Here is a 17,714-nt window from a genome sequence, read left to right as displayed (position 1 = left end):
ATTTGCTTTAAATGCTTTTATTGACAATTTTTTGACTTTTTAAGCGTCAATAAATCTTGCATCGTGAGCATTACGTTGAATAAAGAGCCTACGAGGTTCCACTTCGTCTCCCATAAGCATTGAGAAAGTTTCATCAGCTCGAGCAGCATCTTCAATATGAATTTGCTTTAGGATTCTGTGCTCAGGGTCCATTGTTGTTTCCCACAATTCCTGATAGCTCATCTCACCCAAGCCCTTGTATCGCTGAATGCCTTCGCCTTTAGGAAGTTGTCTGCCTGCAGCTTTACCTTCTGCAAGAACTCTGTCTCGTTCTGCATCCGTATAAACAAAATCATGCGCACCCTTGCTCCACTTCAAACGATAAAGCGGAGGCATTGCAACGTAAACGTAGCCTGCTGTAATCATTGGTCGCATATAGCGGAAGAACAGTGTTAAATTCAATGTTGCAATATGAGCACCATCAACATCAGCATCAGCCATAATAATGACTTTGTGATATCTAACTTTGCTTAAGTCGAAGTCTTCACCGTAACCGCCACCAACAGCAGTAATTAATGATTCAATAGTTTCCGACTTCATCATTCTGTCGATTGATGCGCGCTCAGTATTCAAAATCTTACCGCGCAATGGCAAAATTGCTTGAGTAATAGGGTCTCGTCCTTGAATTGCTGAGCCACCTGCGGAATCACCCTCCACTATAAACAGCTCGCATTCTTCTGGATTATTAGACTGGCAATCCTTCAATTTATCTGGCATTCCAGCAGTTTCAAAAATCGACTTGCGACGAGTATTTTCGCGAGCTTTCTTAGCTGCAAGACGCGCACGCGATGCTTCAATTGCTTTTTGAATAATGTTCTTTGCTTCACTTGGATGAGCGTCGAACCAATCTCCAAGCTTTTCGGTCATAACTCGCTGAACAAAAGTCTTAGCTTCGGAATTACCAAGCTTTGTTTTAGTCTGACCTTCAAACTGTGGAGTTGTAAGCTTTACGGAAACAACTGCTGTTAAGCCTTCTCGAACATCGTCTCCAGAAAGATTGGTATCTTTTTCTTTTAATATGTTCTTTTCTCGAGCATAACGATTTACAAGAGATGTAAGAGCAGCACGGAATCCTTCTTCGTGAGTTCCACCTTCTGTAGTAGAAATCGTGTTTGCAAAAGTATGAACTGCTTCCGAATATGCAACAGTCCATTGCATAGCGATTTCTGCAGAAATACCAATCTCAAGGTCTTCTGCCTCAAAATCAATAACATCTGGCTCTACTGGAACAGCTTTACGAGATTTAACTAAGTAATCAACGTAATCTTTAATTCCGTGATCATACTTGTAGCTAACGCTTTGATGCTTTTCTTCGCTAATTGATTCATTTTCTCCAGTGACTTCATCCCCTGCTTCATCGGGTTTACGCAAATCGGTTAGAGAAATCTTCAATCCCTTGTTAAGAAAAGCCATTTGCTGGAATCTAGATCGCAAAGTTTCAAAATCGTACGTAGTTGTTTCAAAAATTGCGCCATCTGGCCAGAACGTTACAGAAGTTCCCGTAGATTCACCATCTTCCATTGGCTGACCTTTTTTAAGAGGAGCCGTTGGATGCTGATCTACATACGTTTGAGTCCAATGGAATCCTTGACGACGAACTTCGATTTCTACACGCGTAGAAAGAGCATTAACAACAGATATGCCAACGCCGTGCAAGCCGCCAGAAACAGCGTATCCGCCGCCGCCAAACTTTCCGCCAGCGTGAAGCTTAGTCATAACTGTTTCAACACCAGAAACACCTTCGCCTGGTACTTCGTCAACTGGAATACCACGTCCATCGTCCACAACTTTTATTGCATTGTCTGGCAAAATTGTCACTTCAATGTGAGAAGCATAACCAGCCAAAGCTTCATCAACTGAATTATCTACAATCTCGTATACAAGATGATGCAATCCTCTAGGGCCAGTTGAACCAATATACATACCTGGCCTAATTCGAACTGCTTCCAATCCTTCTAGAACTCGAAGATCACTAGCATCATAATGTTCAGGAGAAAGTGAATCATCTAGCTGAGCATCATCTAGTTTATGTTCTTCAACAGAATTTTCCATTGAATTATCTTCAGTGTTTAACACTTTAGATCCCTTCCCGTATTACCTCATGCCAAGAGGCATTTACGAGGTCTATACACGCTAGAAAGCACAAAAAAGGGTCTTCTAGCGATTTAACTATATTACATAACATTCTACACATGCATAATGACCGCTCTTTATTAAGAGCCATTATTAGTGATTCTTAATATTAAACCTACTGTTTATTGATTTTTTGCCTGTTTTTTGCAAAGATGGGCCAACTATTTTGACTTCTTTAATATTAATATTCTTAGAATATTCAAATATTTTTTTCTCAAGCATAGGCTTGCAATAGCTAAGTTGCGTATACCAAACATTTGATTTTGTTCTAACAATTAAAACGCCATCTTTTATTTTGTCTATATAACAATTCAATGATGCGCTTTTTCCAACTATTTTCCACCAATCTTCGCGCATTTTTGCTATAGAAAGTTGCTCATTCCAATTGTTTTGATTAGCAAAATTTGCAAGTAAAGAATAAAGATTTTGTGGATCTCTACCAGGTTTTCCAAAACTTTCTAAAGCTTTATAAGCATTCTGCTCGTTAACTACCTTTTTTATTGCTTTCTTTTTAATAGGCGTAAAAATTAGTTCTGGAAGCTTTCTTGTATCTAATTTTAGTATTTTATTTACGGGAATTTTCATCTAATATCCCCTAAGTCAGTAGATTTATTTTGGTTATTTTCAATATAATCAACACTATTTTTACGACTATTAACAATATTTTCCAATAAAATTTTATGATTAATATCAATATTGTTTTCTAAAGATTTAGAATCATCTTCATTTTGATCTTTTGCTATTTTAGACACATCAATAATCGAGTTTTCTAACACACTTTTATCTTTTGGTATATCACTTAAAGACGCAACAGTAATAAAAACTTGATCTTGATTTTTTGCAAATTCTAAAATTTGTTTTCTTCTAAACTCGTCTAATTGTGCAAAAACATCATCTAAAATAACAATAGGTTTTTTCCCATTCTTTTTTTCTAATGACTTAAATAAAGCCATTTTTAACGCTAATGCAAGAGTCCAAGATTCACCGTTTGAAGCGAATTCTTTTGCATTATAATTATTAAGCAATATAGTAAAATCGTCTCGATGAGGCCCTATTAGATTGTATCCTCTTGCAACTTCTCCATTATAAATTCTTTGAAAATGCTCACTAATCGCAAGCCTAATAGAATTATCATTATTTTCTTCAAAATCGTTTTCGCTAAAATCAATCTCACTAAAAGAAGGATTATATTCGATTGAAGCAAAATTAGATGAGTTAGAAAGATGTTTAACAATATTTGAAAAAACATTATTAAGTAACTCTATTATTTGTTTGCGTAATTTTGTAAGAATTATTCCAGTTTCAATAAACTTAGCAGTCCATACTTCTAAATCAGAAACCGTATTGTAATTATTCATTGAATTTGGTGAATAATTATTAGATAAACTTTTTAATAGTGCAGAACGCTGCTTTGCAATATGATTATATTCTTGCAAAATAGGCAAATAGTTTGGTATTAATAATGCTCCAGCTTGATCAATGAATGTTCTTCTAACAGTAGGATCTGAAACAATCAAATTTTGGTCTCTTGGAGTAAAAGAAACACAAGGAACTAAGCCAACTATATCTTTCATATATAGAGATTTTTTACCATTAATCCTTGCTCTATTAGCACCCTTTAGATTAATGCTTAGCTCAAATGTTGTTTCGTCTAAATTATCTAAATTATCTGAACCATCTAAAGTATTGATATTGCAAGTATTGCTAAAATCCTTAACATTTGCTCGTATTGTAGCGCAATTATGATTTATCTCTATTAATGGCGTTAAAGAAGATACTCTATGACTTGTTCCTGTTGAAATAACTTCTAACGATTCAACAACATTAGTTTTACCTAAACCGTTTGAACCTACTAGAACATTCATTTTGGGGGAAAAGTCGAGTACACAACTACTCCACGAGCGAAAATGGTCTAATGCAAGCTTTGAAACATACATTTATTTAACTACAGTGATTCGTTATAAGTATTTGTTTTAAGGATGCATTGGAACAACAAGATATCTGTAATTCATTGATTCATCGCCATCTGCTTCTTGTTGACCATTAAATTCAACAGCCTTAATAGTAGATGTGATTTTTACGTGAACAAATGGCTCACTAATAACGCTTAATCCTTCAATCAAATAATTAGGATTAAAAGCAACAATAATATCTTGACCATCCATATCTATGTCAATAGTTTCTTTTGCTTTAGATTCACTTTCATTTCCAGCACTTAAAGTAAGTTCATTTTCCGCAAAAGACATATAGATTGGAGCATATTTTTCTGCAACAATAGCAACGCGCTTGATTGCGTTAATAAGCATTTGTCGATTAATAATTGCGTGAATAGGATACTCATCAACAAAAAGACTATCTACAGAAGGAAATTCTCCATCAATAAGTTGAGAAGTACTAATTCTTCCAGAATTTTCAAATCCAAGAACAGAAGGTTCTTGCTCATCTAAGCTAATAACAACATTTTGATGCTCGTCAACAGAGCGTGAAATATCTTTAAGAATACTTCCCTTAATAAGAGTTGAAGTGTTTATATCGTTATGCTCTGGAGTCCATCTAAAGGTGGAACGAGCAAGACGATATCTGTCTGTAGCTGTAAAAGTAACAGTATCATCTTCAAAACGAGCATGAATTCCTGTTAAAACTGGCCTATCTTCTTCTCTAGAAACTGCTACAGAAGCTTGATTTACAGCTTGAACAAAAGTAGGAGCATCTACTTGACCAAGTTTTGAAGGAACTTCTGGTAAATCTGGATATTCTCCTTCTGGCATAAGTTGCAAAGTAAATGTTGACTTACCAGAAGTAATCGTAAGAGTTGTTTCAGTAGAAGATAAATACGTTTTTTCTGCTGGCAAAGATTTTGTTATATCTGCAAGTAGTCTGCCTAAAACGAGCACACTCCCTGCTTCGTCTACACCTGCTTCAATGTGATGACGGCTAGAAAGTTGATAATTAAATGCGCAAAGTTGCAAAGTTCCGTCTTTTGCTTCTAACTTTAATCCTGCAAGAATAGGATTTGCTGGACGATTATCTATAACGCGAGTAGTCCAAGATAGTGCGTCTGCAAAAGAAGCGGAATTAACTTCAACTTTCATATTTCCTCATTTCATTAAAACTGTGTTTATTCTATCTCATTGGCTAATGAAAATCTAATTTAGAAATAAATGCTAAGTGTTAATAAAAAATATTATTATTCAAAAAATAAAGTAATAGTAGTAATAAGCAATGTGGAAATGTTGACATGTGTCTAGAAAGGCTTTGTTAAAGCCGTTATCCACATAAGAAAAATGTGGATAACCTATGGGTAATTGTGTGCAGAAAGAGCCGAGTTATCCACAATCGAAGCTATTTTTTCGTTCATCCACATTTCGAGCTGCTTTATAAACAGTTTATTCACTTTTTCAACGGCGTTTTCCACCGCTTATTCGCAGGGTTTAACCACATTTGTGACTAACTATGTGGATAACTTTTTTTATTTTAATTAACAGAGTTGCACAGATTTGTGTAAAACTACTTTTTGTTTGCAGGATTTTGTTTTAATCTAACAGTTAATTCCATAACATAGTTATAGATTTCCTGCTTTTCTTGCATCTCTCCGCTAATTCGAGTATATGCATGCATAACAGTCGTGTGATCGCGCCCGCCAAAGACTTCGCCAATATCAACAAGACTCATGCTTGTCATTTCTCTAGCTAAATACATTGCAATTTGACGCGCCAAAGCAACATTCTTAGTTCTAGATCTGCCAACAATCTCGTCAAAAGTCATGTGGAAGTACTTAGCGACTTGACCAATAATATCTGTTGGGCGAATTTCAATATCGGAAGCAAAGAAGTCTTGTAAAGCTTGTTCTGCCAAGGCTTTGCTTACGGGTTGATTACTTAATGATGCAACGGCTGTAACTCTAGTTAAAGCACCTTCAAGCTCACGAATATTCTCTGTAAAACGTTCCGCAATAAGATCTAGAACATCGCTAGGAACGTTAGAATTATTCATTAATGCCATCATTCTTAGAATGGCTATTCGAGTTTCTAAATCAGGCGGCTTAATATCAACAGTTAATCCAGATTCAAATCTAGAAATAAGTCTTGATTCAAATCCTCTAAGATTTTTAGGAGCAACATCGGAAGCAATAACAATTCTTTTACTTGCTTGATAAAGAGCATTAAAAGTATGGAAGAATTGTTCCAGAGTTGCTTCTTTTCCTCCCAAAAACTGAATGTCGTCGATTAAAAGAACATCAACCTCGCGGAATCGCCTATTAAAATTAGCGATTTGACCCTGGTTTTGACTTGTATTTTGCAAAGCCTCAATAAATTCGTTAGTAAATTCCTCACTTGTAATATAACGAACCTTAAGTGAAGAATCCTTAACAAGAGCATAATTGCCAATAGCATTAAGCAAATGTGTTTTACCTAAGCCAGATCCGCCGTAAATACATAAAGGATTAAAGTCTTTTCCAGAACCTTCTGCAACAGCTAAAGCAACCGTGCGCGCAAAACGATTAGAATCTCCAGGAACAAAAGTGTCAAAAGTTGCGCAAGTATTTAAGTGAGTAACAGGATCCCTTTTTATTGAAGAAGGAATTTTTGCTTGTGAACTATTAATACCAGAATTAATACCAGAATTAACTAAACCAGTATTTTGCATGGTATTTAAGCCAGTTATGTAGTCAAAATCGTTTTGAATAGGAGCGTTGCTAGCTGAATCAACATTTTCAACACTATTAGTGTTTACAGGAATGCTAGTGTTTTCAACGGTTTGTGCACCAAAATCTGATTTTATGTTTTCTAAATAGTTGCTTTTAGAAGAAGATAAGTCTGAATTAACGTTTGTATTTTCTTCTAAAGATGTTGAAAATACTCGGGAATTCTCGTTTACATTCTGATTAAGATTGCTTAAATCGGAAGAGCTATTAGCGGCATTGATGTTAGTGTCTGTGCTATTAGTGGCAGTATTGTTGTTTTCTGATTGAGGAACAATCTTAAAAGCTGGAAACATATCTTTTCCAGTACAAATTTTTAATGACGTAAGCAACGCTGAACTAAGCTCATTTTGCAAAGCTTGCTGTGTTTCTATATTGGAGACACAAAGAACAATGGTAGTTCCAAAAATAGATTCAGGTTTTACACTTTCAAACCAGCTTTTATCGCGGTTGCTTAATAGAGCGTTATGACGCAATACTGCAAGGGTATTTGACCACACAATAGTGGCTTGCGCATTTGGATCACTAAAAGAATCCGTCATGCTACACCCCCTAAAACTGGCAGAAACATTTTATTTGATTCTTTACACTTAACCAACAGAAATGCACAACAGAATGCATATCTATTCGCGCGCGTAAAGAGTGCTAGTAGAATATGTTTACTCCAACCCTAAGAAGTTATCCACAGTCTCGCGTGTTGAAAATGCTTAATTGTGAATAACATGTGTGTAATTTGTGGATAAAATAAAAGCTGCTAATCCACATTTTTCAAGGCTTTTATAAGTAGTTTGATTTGGTAAAAATGGTACAGAAAATTTTACGGTATTAAAAAATTTGACTTACTCAAGCGCAATTGTAAACACGTTTATAAAAAGATTTTTTGACTCTTGGTGAGGGGTAATAGTAATTTAGTATAGCTTGACTCATACGGAGCCGTGCTTTTGCATGGCTAAATACAGGAGCGTTAGTTATGAAGAGGACATTCCAGCCTAACAACCGTCGTCGTCACATGAAGCACGGCTTCCGCGTTCGCATGCGTACTCGTGCTGGCCGCGCAGTGATTAACCGTCGTCGTGCTAAGGGTCGTAAGACACTATCTGCCTGATATGGAGCGCGTCGTAAAGCATGGATAGGCTGAAAAGCCATCGCGATTTTGTTGCGGTGCTCAAAAAACGACGCAAGGTGTGTTCACGGGATATCGTCGCGCATTACAGCATGCGTGGCGATATAGCCGTGTTAAACGCGCTTAACGAAGGCGAAAAAACAAGTCTGAATCAGATTGCCACGGGTTGTGATGGTAATACACCCGCGGCATTTTGTGATACCTTAAATCAGACTCAACAAAATGAAGCTGACTTAAGGCTAGGGCTTGCTGTATCTAAAAGCGTAGGAAAAGCTGTTGTTAGAAATAAAGTAAAAAGACGCTTTAGAGTAATAGCAAAACAGCATCAATCGTTACTTCCAAATGGTTGTGACGTAGTTCTAAGAGCTAAATCTACTGCTGCTAGTGCATCGTTTGAATCATTAAATGAGCAGATTAAAAAGATTTTTGGAAAAATAGCCAGAAATCAAGATAAAAATCAGGAATCCGCAGAAGTAGATCACAAATTAAATCAAGCAGCAGAACCGCTATTAATCAGCAAAAAACAACAATAAGTTGATTTAATAAGTTGGTTTAAGGAATAGTGATAGCTATGAGCAGCAGAAAAAGTGTTGTAGCGAATTTGATTATAAAAGCAATTCGCTGGTATCAACGCGCGATTTCTGCTAATAGACCAGCTTGCTGCCGATACTACCCAACTTGCTCAAGATACGCTATAGAAGCCGTTAGCCGCTATGGGGCGTTTAAGGGTGGCGTTCTGGCCGTTTTACGGCTATTGCGCTGTAGACCATGGACTAGTTGCAGTATTGACGATGTACCACGCAAATATTCAATTTTTTATCGTTGCGCTTGGTCCAAAGCGCATGAAGAGCCACGGTTAACTCCCTTGGCTGATCAAGACAAGGAAAACTAATGTTTAATCAAGACCACTTTTTACTTGATAACGGACCTTGGGGATGGTTCTATAAAATCCTTACGCCAGTTGAGTGGCTTATGACTCAAGTAATGGCGCTTTTCCACAAGCTATTTGTTCTTATTGGAATGAATGAAATTGGATTCTCCTGGGTTCTTTCAATCGTCTTTCTTGTGCTTGTTGTGCACGCGTGCATATTCCCTGCCTTTATAAAAAGCATTAAAGGTATGCGCAACATGCAAGCGATTGCTCCTAAAATGAAGAAAATTCAGCAAAAGTATAAGGGTAAAAACGATTCTGCTAGCAAAGAAGCCATGCAGCGAGAAATGATGAAGCTGTATCAGGAGAATAACGCAAATCCTGCTGGAAGCTGCTTGCCAATGATGATTCAAGGCCCAGCATTTATGAGTATTTGGTATACGCTTTCTGTTATTCCATTTATTGCTAGAGGCAAGCATACTGCTCTTGGTGCTTTTGATGTTGCTACAGCGCAGCAATTTGTTAAAACTCATGTGTTTGGCGTTGGTGTTTCCGACACGTTTATGACGGTTCAAGCGGGCGGAAAAGTTGTTATTGTAATCTTTGTTATATTGATGTGTGCTGCAATGTGGTACATGCAATTTAACAATATTCGTAAGAATCTTCCGCCAGAATCGAAGCAGGGTCCACAGTATACGATGCAAAAACTTATGATGTGGGGATTCCCATTAATCTATGTTTTCTCTGCATTTGCTCTTCCATTTGCAATGCTTGTTTATTGGCTTGTAAACAACATTATGAATATGCTTCGCTCTATTTGGCAGGTGTACGCCTTCCCAACTCCAGGATCTCCTGCAGCCGAGGAAAAAGAAGAGCGCGATTACAAAAAAGAATCCGAGCGCAGAGAGCGCGAAGGTTTGCCTTCTATTGAAGAAGAAAAGCTTCAACAGGCTCGAGAAGAGGCTAAGCGCAGAGAATCAGAAGGATTCCAACGTAAGCAGCCTAATCGCAAGAGAAAAACAAGTAAATAATGTAAAAACAAGGTAAATGTGAATTTATTTATTAGATTTATTAAAATTATTAAAATAATTTATAAATTTGGATTTATCTTCAGTTAAACTGTACACAGAATTGTGATTCTTGACATTTATTGAAATTAAGGAGTATGTAAATGGCACAAGACGAGACCAGGAGCATTGACCAGCTCAATGAGGAAGCTGATATAGCTGCCGATTACTTAGAAGGACTTTTAGATATTGCCGACTACGAAGGCGATATTGAAATGGGCGTTCGCAACAATAGGCCAATGATTCAAATTGTTGCGGATGATGATTCCGATATTAAGCATTTAATTGGTAGAGATGGAGAGGTTGTTGATGCTTTGCAACAATTGAGCCGTCTAGCTGTTCAGCAAAAAACTGGTGAAAGATCGCACTTAATTGTAGACGTTGATGGGTTCCTTAAGCGTAAGCGTCAACATTTGCGAGATATTGCGTTGGATGCTGTTGATGAAGTTCGCGAAACTGGTGATTCTGTTGATTTGAAGCCAATGAATTCGTTTGAGCGTAAAGTTATTCACGATACAGTTAGAGAAGAAGGCTTAAGGTCTAGGTCTCATGGAGAAGAACCACACCGCTACGTTACTGTTTATATGCCTGCAAGTGCCATTGAAGACGATGATTTAGATGAAGATGTGGATGTAGACATGGATGATGTAGACGTAGAGTTGGACGAAGAATATACAGAGTAGCAATTAGCTTAAATAAAAAGTAACACAATGGAACAAAAATGTTTTATTGTGTTACTTTTTGTTTGAGGGGCTGATTTGCGGAAAAGATTTTAGATATGGAACAGGCTGACAATTTACAAAACAATGTAGATAAAAACAATGTAGATGAATTAGATAACTCCCCTTTGTTGAGTGAAGTCTTAGGCAATGCTCTTGATAAATGTAAGATGTTTCACGTGAAACTTAAGGAAGAGGGATTAGTTCGCGGCCTTGTTGGTCCTAGAGATATGAATATTCTTTGGGAAAGGCATATTCTAAATTCTGCTGCAGTTGTTCCATTTGTTAAAAAAGCAGTTGAAAAGTCAAATAAAAAATCCATCGCAGATGTTGGAAGCGGCGGAGGTTTTCCAGGAATTGTTGTTGCTGCTTGTTTGCCAGATTGCAAAGTAACATTAATTGAACCAATGGAAAGACGAGTTCTTTGGTTAAAAGAATGCGTAGAGGTTATGGACCTAAAAAATGTTACAGTTTTTCATGGAAGATCAGACGAAGTTATTGCTAAAGTTAAGTCTCACGAAATTCCAGCCTTTGACGTAGTTACATGTAGAGCTGTTGCACCTATGACAAAATTGGCTGGATGGACCATTCCACTATTGGGCAAGAATGGCCAACTAATCGCGTTAAAAGGAAAGTCTGCACAAGCGGAGATTGATAAGGCTGAAAAGATGATTAAAAAAGTAAAGGGGTTAAATCCTAGAGTAGTTGATGCCCCTGTTGCTAAAGGCCTTCAATCAACAAGTGTTGTAATAATTGATAAAGGCTGATTTAAGTTTTGTGATTTAGTTCTGTACTTTTATGCGCATTTATTTTGTTGCGTTAATTTTCATTGAATGTTTCACGTGAAACTGAATAAAGATGTTATATGTTTCACGTGAAACTGTGTGTTTTTATAATATTTTTGTAGTATTTTCTGCAATTTTTATGGTGTTTTATGTCCATAGAAGAAAGGAAACTTGAAAATACTACGGTTAAGTCGGTTAGTTTGGTAATTTCCCATAGGTGGGCGGGGTGGTGTGAATGGTGGAATCAGCAGAAGATACAATTAAACGTATTTTTGGGGATTCTGGATCTTCCTTGGGCAGTGAGTTGGCAGATATAACCAGTCGCTTTCACGCCATTGATGGCGTTGTATTCCCTAAGCCGAAGACTACACGTTTTATTGCGGTTGCGAATCAAAAAGGCGGAGTTGGAAAAACCAGTTCCGCTGTGAATTTGTCGGCAGCAATGGCTGTTGGTGGGTCAAAAGTTTTATTAATTGATATGGATCCGCAAGGTAATGCTTCTACGGCAATGAATATACCACATTCTTCCGCAGATCCTTCTATTTATGATGTTATTGAAGGAAGAAAGACTATTGCTGATGTTAAACAAGAGTGCCCAGATATTGCAGGGCTAGATGTTGTTCCAGCTTCGATTGAGTTAAGTGGTGCTGAATTAGAAGTTGCTCAAATGGAAGATAGGAATAATCTTCTTAAGAACGCAATTGATGAGTTTTTAAGCTCTAGCAGCGAACATTACGATTACGTTTTTATTGATTGCCCACCTTCTCTTGGTCTTTTAGTAATTAATGCAATGTGTGCTGTGCACGAGATGCTAATTCCGATTCAAGCGGAATACTATGCTCTTGAAGGCTTAGGTCAGTTGATTAGAACAATTGGTTTGGTTCAAAAGCACTATAATCCTGCGCTTGTTGTTTCTACAATGCTTGTAACAATGTTTGATAAGCGAACTCTTCTTGGTAGGGAAGTTTTTCAAGAAGTTAAAAATCATTATCCAAATATTGTTCTTAATACCACTATTCCGCGAACTGTTAAGATTCCAGAAGCGCCAAGTTTTAATCAAAGTGTTATAACCTACGATCCGCATGGAACAGGTGCTGTTTCTTATAGAGAAGCTGCATTTGAGATAGCTAATAAGTCTGATGTAATTTTGTCTGTTATTGATTCAAAAAGAGAGGGTAATTAGTGATGAGTGCAAGTAAATCGCGTTTGGGTAAAGGATTGGGTGCATTATTCCCTGCACTTCCTGGAGAAGATAGTTTAGATGAGTTTGCTAACAAAAAGATTGAAGATGTTTCACATGAAACATTAGAGAGTAATGACACTTCGAGCACTGTTTCACGTGAAACAGACAGTAAAATCGTAGATAAAAATACGCAAAAAAATGTTTCACGTGAAACCAAAGTGTTTGTCAAAAAGACCGCCAAAGTTCCTAGCGTTGATGACTCAATTTCCCCGCATTTAAGCCAAAAATTGGGGGAAAATATTTCTGTTTCACGTGAAACAGTGTCGTCAACCGCTAGTAAAAATAAGCATTCAGCAAAGCGAACTTCTATGCCGTCAATTGATGACGTTACAAGGCCAATTGACTTTTTCTTTGGTGATTCTGCTTCTAAGTCATTTGTTTCTTCAAAGCAAAAGAACGAAGATAATGATAAAAATAAAGTTGCAGAAAAAATATCGCAAGATAAACAAACAAGCCAAGCGCAAGAGCTAAAGCCCATTGAAGGTGGCTATTTAGAGTATTTAGAGCCGAGCGATATTGTTCCAAACGCTCATCAGCCGCGTACGATTTTTGACGAAGAAGAGCTTCAAGAATTATCTGCTTCAATCAAAGAGGTTGGAGTTTTGCAGCCAATTGTTGTGCGAAAAATCAAGGATGTAAGTAAAGATGATTTACACAATGCTCATTATGAGTTAATAATGGGCGAGCGAAGGTGGAGAGCAACACAGCTAGCTGGTCTTAAAAAGATTCCAGCGATTGTTAGAACCACTTCGGATGAAAACATGCTTAGGGATGCCCTTTTGGAGAATTTGCACAGAGTTGCATTAAATCCGTTAGAAGAAGCTGCAGCTTACGCTCAAATGATTGATGATTTTGGACTTACGCAAATTCAGCTTTCTAAATCCGTTTCTAAGTCCCGTCCTCAAATCGCAAACACCTTGCGACTTTTGAATTTGCCAGCCAGCGTGCAAAAACATATTGCGTCGGGAGTGCTTTCTGCAGGTCACGCCCGCGCTCTTCTTGCATTAGCTTCTACAGAAGAAATGGAAAATCTCGCAAAACGTATTATTGCAGAAGGCTTATCGGTTCGCAGTACGGAAGAAATTGTTTCGATTAAAGTAGACAATGGAGACGATTCTTCTAGAAGAACTAGAGTTAAACGAAACAACAAGTGGGTGTCTTCTCCAATTAGAAAGCAGCTTGAAGATCGATTCTCCACAAAAGTTGCCATTAAAGGAAGCGAAAATCACGGAAGAATCGAAATAGTATTTTCTTCTCCAGAAGAACTGCATCGAATAGTCAATATTTTAGTAGATAAAAAAGATTAATAATAAACCCCCAATAAGCTGCTAATACAACTATTGGGGGTTATTGTTTCACGTGGAACAAAAATTATTCTTCGTTCAAATTAGTTAAATCATTCAAATAGGCTTGTGCATCAAGAGCCGCGCGGCAGCCCATGCCAGCAGCAGATATTGCTTGCCTATACACGCTATCTACAACATCGCCAGCAGCAAAAACGCCAGGAACTGAAGTTTTAGTAGATGCTCCTTGCACAGCAATAGTTCCATCTTCATTAAGCTCTAAAGCACCATTTAAGAAACTTGTAGATGGGGAGTGGCCAATAGCAACAAAAATTCCGCTTGCCTCAATATTTTGAGTCTCGCCAGTTTTAACATTCTTAACAGTTACAGATTGTGCATCTCCATCCACGCCGTTTACAGAGCAAACAACAGAATCTAAAACAAAATTGATTTTGCTGTTTTTGCGCGCGCGGTCAACCATAATCTTAGACGCGCGGAATGAATCGCGCCTATGAATAAGCGTTACGCAAGAGCCAAAACGAGTTAAGAAAAGCGCTTCTTCGAAAGCAGAATCACCACCGCCTACAACAACAATAGGCTTTTCCCTAAAGAAGAATCCGTCACAAGTTGCACAATAAGAAACACCGCGGCCCGAGTACTCCTGCTCTCCTGGAACGCCTAATTTGCGCACTTGTGAGCCCGTAGAAACGATTACAGCCTTAGATGTATAAGTTACACCATCGTCGGTTGTAACCGCTTTTAAATCGCCATTAAAATCTACGGAAACAACATCGTTAAGCAAGATTTGTGCTCCGAATTTTTCTGCCTGTTTTTGCATTGCTTCCATTAAGTCTGGGCCTAAAATGCCTTCTGCAAATCCTGGATAATTTTCCACTTCGGTAGTGTTCATAAGCTGCCCGCCAGGTGTTAGTGCTCCAGCAATAACTAGAGGGCTGTATCCAGCGCGCGCTAAATACAAAGCAGAAGTGTATCCAGCAGGACCAGAGCCAATAATAATTACGTTTTTTTGTACAGTTTTCATAAAATATTCCTAATATTCCTAATAGTTTTAATATTTTTTAGTAAATTCTAACGTAGTTTATATATAGCCCATTCATTGGTATAGACCCTTGTGGAACCCACAAGATAAAGTCTTGCGCAGTTATAGGCTTTTTGAACTTTACGTCTGTTACTCCGCTAGCGTCAAAAGTAAAGTCTGCAACTTTTTCTCCAGCGCTAGGATCGTTCTTGGAATTTGCAATCAAATACCCATGCCCGCCCGAAGAGCGAATCGAAACAACAAACCTGTATGCTTCTTGAGGCTGAGTTAAGTGCATGTAGTAGCCGTAGCCGCGCTGATTGCCCGTATCTTCCAAGAATTGCTGAATATCTATAGGGTAAGGCGTGTTGTTAGTAGGCATTTTAGGCTTTGGTACTTGCTTTACTTTCTTGCGTTTATTTTGTTTCTTATGCTTGTTTTTAAGGCTATTATTATCCTTATTGCTCTTATTCTTTTCGCCAGCCTTCTTTTCGCCAGCCTTACTCGTATTGTTCTTATTTGGTTGCTTTTCTTTAGATGAATCGCTTTTATCTTCCGAAAGAACGCCTTGACTTCCAAAAGGCACATTTTCAACACTTTGCGAATCCCAAGAATTAGATTTTGCAAAGTTTGATGGCGCTTCGTGAGAGTTAAAAAGACTATGCAAAGATATTGCAAAAACAACAACTACCAGCAATGCAACAACGCCAATAGCTAAGACTTTTGTAGAAAGTCCTCCAAAAATCTTAGCATCCGCAATATCTACATTGTTTTGATTTGAAGATTTCTTTGCTTTTAAGTCGTCTTGATGCTCGTGAGGCTGGAAGCTAGGAGGCATGGATGAGTGAGACAATAATCCAGCATTTTGGCTGCTGTAATCGCCATATTCCTCGTTTTCTAGCTCCTCTTCTCGCAATGCTCTAGCGGATTCTTCGCCAGGAGCAACAAAACGCCCATTGCTGTCTACAACAGGCACTCTTCCTGTTGATTCGGCTTCTAATGGCAAGATTTGCGGCTTAGAAAGCAACTCCGTGTGCTTTGTGTTACTGCTTAGAAGGTCTTCAAAGTCGAATCTTCTAGGCATTAGTGGAGAAGATAAGTCATCTTTTTGTGAATAATCGTTTCCAGAAGTTAGCGAGTCTAAAGTGTTTAACGCGCTTTTATTGCCATTTTCTTTTGCGTACGAGTCGTTTGTAGAATTATTGCCAATGTTTGCATTCTTGCTATTCTCGTTATTTTTATTTTCGCCAACCTTATTCTCTTCGCTTGCTTGCGATTTATCGGTTGAATAGCTAGGGAAGCTTGTGTATGTTGAAGACAAATTGTGGAAAATTGAATCATCGGCGTCTAGCTCAGTTGGAGCTAAAATATTCGCCATTTCTGCTGCAGCAATATCGTGGAAGTCGTAGTCTGTTCCAGTTGAATCGGACTCTGGCAAAGAATCAAGTTTTTTCCCAGAATTATCACCATTTCTTTTTAGCAAAGCACTTAAAGCACCAATGGTTTTGCTTGCATTTTTAAGACCAGTATTTTTAGCGTTTTTGCCAAACTTGTTAGGCTTTTCGTCTTCGTTTTTTATTGATAAATCACTTGAATCTAAAATACCAATAGATTCTTGACTTGATAGTTCGTTTTCAAGCAAATCTTCGTTCTTAGATAATCCTTCTGGAAAATCAATAAGATCATTGTCTTTGCAAGGTAAAAGTAATGCTTTTTGAATAGAAGATTCGCTTGCATCGTTGTTAAGAATAATATCTTTTTCGCTAAGCTTTTTAACAGGAGTATATGTGCCTAAAAGTGCCAGAAGCTCCCCAATAGATGCCATTGGAATAATGCTTGAATCCTTAGCAGAAGAAAGGCCTCTTTTGCAAATCATAACAAATTCGCCAGGAACGCCGTCTGCAAGTCTAGAAACGTTAAAAACTGTGTTATTTTGCGTGTATCCAGTGCGCGTAAGAAGAGCATATAAAAGCGCAGAAAGCTGATGTGTTGCAATGTTTTCTACACTTTGTGGCAAGTTTTTAGACTGTTCTTCGCTTTTATTTTGATTTTCGCTTTTGTTTTGCGAATCCTGCGAATTCTGTGAATCCTGCGCGTCTTGCTTATTTTTAGTACTCGGCTTATCTTGTTTGTCTTGTGAATCTTGCTTTGAATATTCAACAGTAATGTCTTTTAGTAGAGGGCTTATTGGCGCGCAAGCTAGCTCTACTCCATTATTTGTGATTCTTACTGTGTTTGTTGAAATAGCATAATGAGTTATTCCAGATGCAAGAAGTTTACTAAGTGCGTTTGCTGCTTCGGCAACAATAGAGCGTATAGCTTCGTAGCTAAGTGTAGAGCTATGTGATTTTATGTAGTCGTCTACAGTTATTCCAGAATCCAACTCAGTTATAATAATTGCAACATCATCTATGTTGTGAATTTTTAGAACTGGCGTAAATTTGCGGATTCTAGATAGTGCAAGAGTAGAAGATATTGTGTTTACTTCGGGAAGGAATCTACGGTCGCGCACAATAAAGAGCTGGCAATCTCTAGCAAGTATGCGGTCGCTAGCTTTCCATACTTGAATGCCTGCTTCTTCTCGCAAAGGTGATATTAGAGCGTAGCGATTAAGTATAATATCTCCCAACTGAGGTTTCATCTACTCCCCGGCTTCCTACATGAGTAATGAATATGCGTAAATAATAAATCCCATCAATTATTGTAATTG

Annotated in this window: 15 protein-coding genes; 8 read left to right on the top strand and 7 right to left on the bottom strand. The window is 37.8% G+C overall.

The features are described from left to right. Positions 1-39 precede the first annotated feature (39 nt). From gyrB to dnaA, 5 genes are all read right to left on the bottom strand, one after another. Positions 40-2,115 (bottom strand): DNA topoisomerase (ATP-hydrolyzing) subunit B, encoded by a 2,076-nt coding sequence (gene gyrB, locus HXT36_RS05210; protein ID WP_004131183.1) that lies wholly within the window; start codon positions 2,113-2,115, stop codon positions 40-42. 150 nt (positions 2,116-2,265) lie between these two features. Next, on the bottom strand, positions 2,266-2,757 hold the full coding sequence (locus HXT36_RS05205) for a DciA family protein (RefSeq protein ID WP_004131181.1): 492 nt from the start codon (positions 2,755-2,757) through the stop codon (positions 2,266-2,268). After that, entirely contained in the window at positions 2,754-4,109 is a 1,356-nt protein-coding gene (gene recF, locus HXT36_RS05200; protein ID WP_421778695.1) for a DNA replication/repair protein RecF, read from the bottom strand. Before recF ends, HXT36_RS05205 begins: the two co-directional genes overlap by 4 nt. Positions 4,110-4,145: 36 nt before the next feature. Next, a complete protein-coding gene (dnaN, locus tag HXT36_RS05195; RefSeq protein ID WP_116285336.1) occupies positions 4,146-5,264 on the bottom strand; it encodes a DNA polymerase III subunit beta in 1,119 nt (372 codons plus the stop codon). A 415-nt stretch (positions 5,265-5,679) separates the two neighbouring features. Then, the gene (gene dnaA, locus HXT36_RS05190) at positions 5,680-7,416 is read right to left on the bottom strand and encodes a chromosomal replication initiator protein DnaA (RefSeq protein ID WP_421778694.1); all 1,737 of its coding nucleotides are present in this window, start codon (positions 7,414-7,416) and stop codon (positions 5,680-5,682) included. 428 nt (positions 7,417-7,844) lie between these two features. On the opposite strand from dnaA, the gene rpmH reads away from it, so the two are divergent. The 8 genes from rpmH to HXT36_RS05150 all read left to right on the top strand — a co-directional run bounded on the left by rpmH (position 7,845) and on the right by HXT36_RS05150 (position 13,989). Further along, positions 7,845-7,979, top strand: coding sequence for a 50S ribosomal protein L34 (gene rpmH, locus HXT36_RS05185; RefSeq protein ID WP_004114029.1), 135 nt, complete (start codon positions 7,845-7,847; stop codon positions 7,977-7,979). A gap of 20 nt (positions 7,980-7,999) precedes the next feature. Then, a complete protein-coding gene (gene rnpA, locus HXT36_RS05180; protein ID WP_421778693.1) occupies positions 8,000-8,530 on the top strand; it encodes a ribonuclease P protein component in 531 nt (176 codons plus the stop codon). A gap of 38 nt (positions 8,531-8,568) precedes the next feature. Further along, positions 8,569-8,889 (top strand): membrane protein insertion efficiency factor YidD, encoded by a 321-nt coding sequence (yidD, locus tag HXT36_RS05175; RefSeq protein ID WP_032812863.1) that lies wholly within the window; start codon positions 8,569-8,571, stop codon positions 8,887-8,889. Continuing rightward, positions 8,889-9,899, top strand: coding sequence for a membrane protein insertase YidC (gene yidC / locus HXT36_RS05170; RefSeq protein ID WP_421778692.1), 1,011 nt, complete (start codon positions 8,889-8,891; stop codon positions 9,897-9,899). The genes yidD and yidC overlap by 1 nt, the downstream gene beginning before the upstream one ends. Before the next feature lie 140 nt (positions 9,900-10,039). Continuing rightward, positions 10,040-10,618, top strand: coding sequence for a protein jag (locus HXT36_RS05165; protein ID WP_016635500.1), 579 nt, complete (start codon positions 10,040-10,042; stop codon positions 10,616-10,618). Between the two features lie 95 nt (positions 10,619-10,713). Further along, positions 10,714-11,421, top strand: a complete 708-nt coding sequence (rsmG, locus tag HXT36_RS05160; RefSeq protein WP_421778691.1) for a 16S rRNA (guanine(527)-N(7))-methyltransferase RsmG — start codon at positions 10,714-10,716, stop codon at positions 11,419-11,421. Positions 11,422-11,674: 253 nt separating this feature from the next. Then, entirely contained in the window at positions 11,675-12,622 is a 948-nt protein-coding gene (locus tag HXT36_RS05155) for a ParA family protein (protein WP_004131167.1), read from the top strand. Between the two features lie 2 nt (positions 12,623-12,624). Then, positions 12,625-13,989: a ParB/RepB/Spo0J family partition protein gene (locus tag HXT36_RS05150; protein ID WP_421779244.1), complete on the top strand. Its 1,365-nt coding sequence runs from the start codon at positions 12,625-12,627 to the stop codon at positions 13,987-13,989. 64 nt (positions 13,990-14,053) lie between these two features. Here HXT36_RS05150 and trxB read toward each other — a convergent pair whose 3' ends face one another. Both trxB and HXT36_RS05140 read right to left on the bottom strand, forming a co-directional pair. Then, positions 14,054-15,007 (bottom strand): thioredoxin-disulfide reductase, encoded by a 954-nt coding sequence (trxB, locus tag HXT36_RS05145; RefSeq protein ID WP_421778690.1) that lies wholly within the window; start codon positions 15,005-15,007, stop codon positions 14,054-14,056. A gap of 37 nt (positions 15,008-15,044) precedes the next feature. Beyond that, positions 15,045-17,645: a kinase gene (locus tag HXT36_RS05140; RefSeq protein WP_421778689.1), complete on the bottom strand. Its 2,601-nt coding sequence runs from the start codon at positions 17,643-17,645 to the stop codon at positions 15,045-15,047. Positions 17,646-17,714 lie beyond the last annotated feature (69 nt).

The organism is Gardnerella sp. DNF01144 (genome assembly GCF_049244245.1).
Lineage (GTDB): Bacteria > Actinomycetota > Actinomycetes > Actinomycetales > Bifidobacteriaceae > Bifidobacterium > Bifidobacterium piotii.
This window is presented reverse-complemented; position numbering and strand designations above follow the sequence as displayed.

Coding starts and splice junctions, on each gene's coding strand:
- HXT36_RS05205 (WP_004131181.1), bottom strand. CDS start 2,757: ATGAAAATTCCCGTAAATAAAATACTAAAATTAGATACAAGAAAGCTT.
- recF (WP_421778695.1), bottom strand. CDS start 4,109: ATGTATGTTTCAAAGCTTGCATTAGACCATTTTCGCTCGTGGAGTAGT.
- dnaN (WP_116285336.1), bottom strand. CDS start 5,264: ATGAAAGTTGAAGTTAATTCCGCTTCTTTTGCAGACGCACTATCTTGG.
- dnaA (WP_421778694.1), bottom strand. CDS start 7,416: ATGACGGATTCTTTTAGTGATCCAAATGCGCAAGCCACTATTGTGTGG.
- rpmH (WP_004114029.1), top strand. CDS start 7,845: ATGAAGAGGACATTCCAGCCTAACAACCGTCGTCGTCACATGAAGCAC.
- rnpA (WP_421778693.1), top strand. CDS start 8,000: ATGGATAGGCTGAAAAGCCATCGCGATTTTGTTGCGGTGCTCAAAAAA.
- yidD (WP_032812863.1), top strand. CDS start 8,569: ATGAGCAGCAGAAAAAGTGTTGTAGCGAATTTGATTATAAAAGCAATT.
- yidC (WP_421778692.1), top strand. CDS start 8,889: ATGTTTAATCAAGACCACTTTTTACTTGATAACGGACCTTGGGGATGG.
- HXT36_RS05165 (WP_016635500.1), top strand. CDS start 10,040: ATGGCACAAGACGAGACCAGGAGCATTGACCAGCTCAATGAGGAAGCT.
- rsmG (WP_421778691.1), top strand. CDS start 10,714: ATGGAACAGGCTGACAATTTACAAAACAATGTAGATAAAAACAATGTA.
- HXT36_RS05155 (WP_004131167.1), top strand. CDS start 11,675: ATGGTGGAATCAGCAGAAGATACAATTAAACGTATTTTTGGGGATTCT.
- HXT36_RS05150 (WP_421779244.1), top strand. CDS start 12,625: ATGAGTGCAAGTAAATCGCGTTTGGGTAAAGGATTGGGTGCATTATTC.
- trxB (WP_421778690.1), bottom strand. CDS start 15,007: ATGAAAACTGTACAAAAAAACGTAATTATTATTGGCTCTGGTCCTGCT.
- HXT36_RS05140 (WP_421778689.1), bottom strand. CDS start 17,645: ATGAAACCTCAGTTGGGAGATATTATACTTAATCGCTACGCTCTAATA.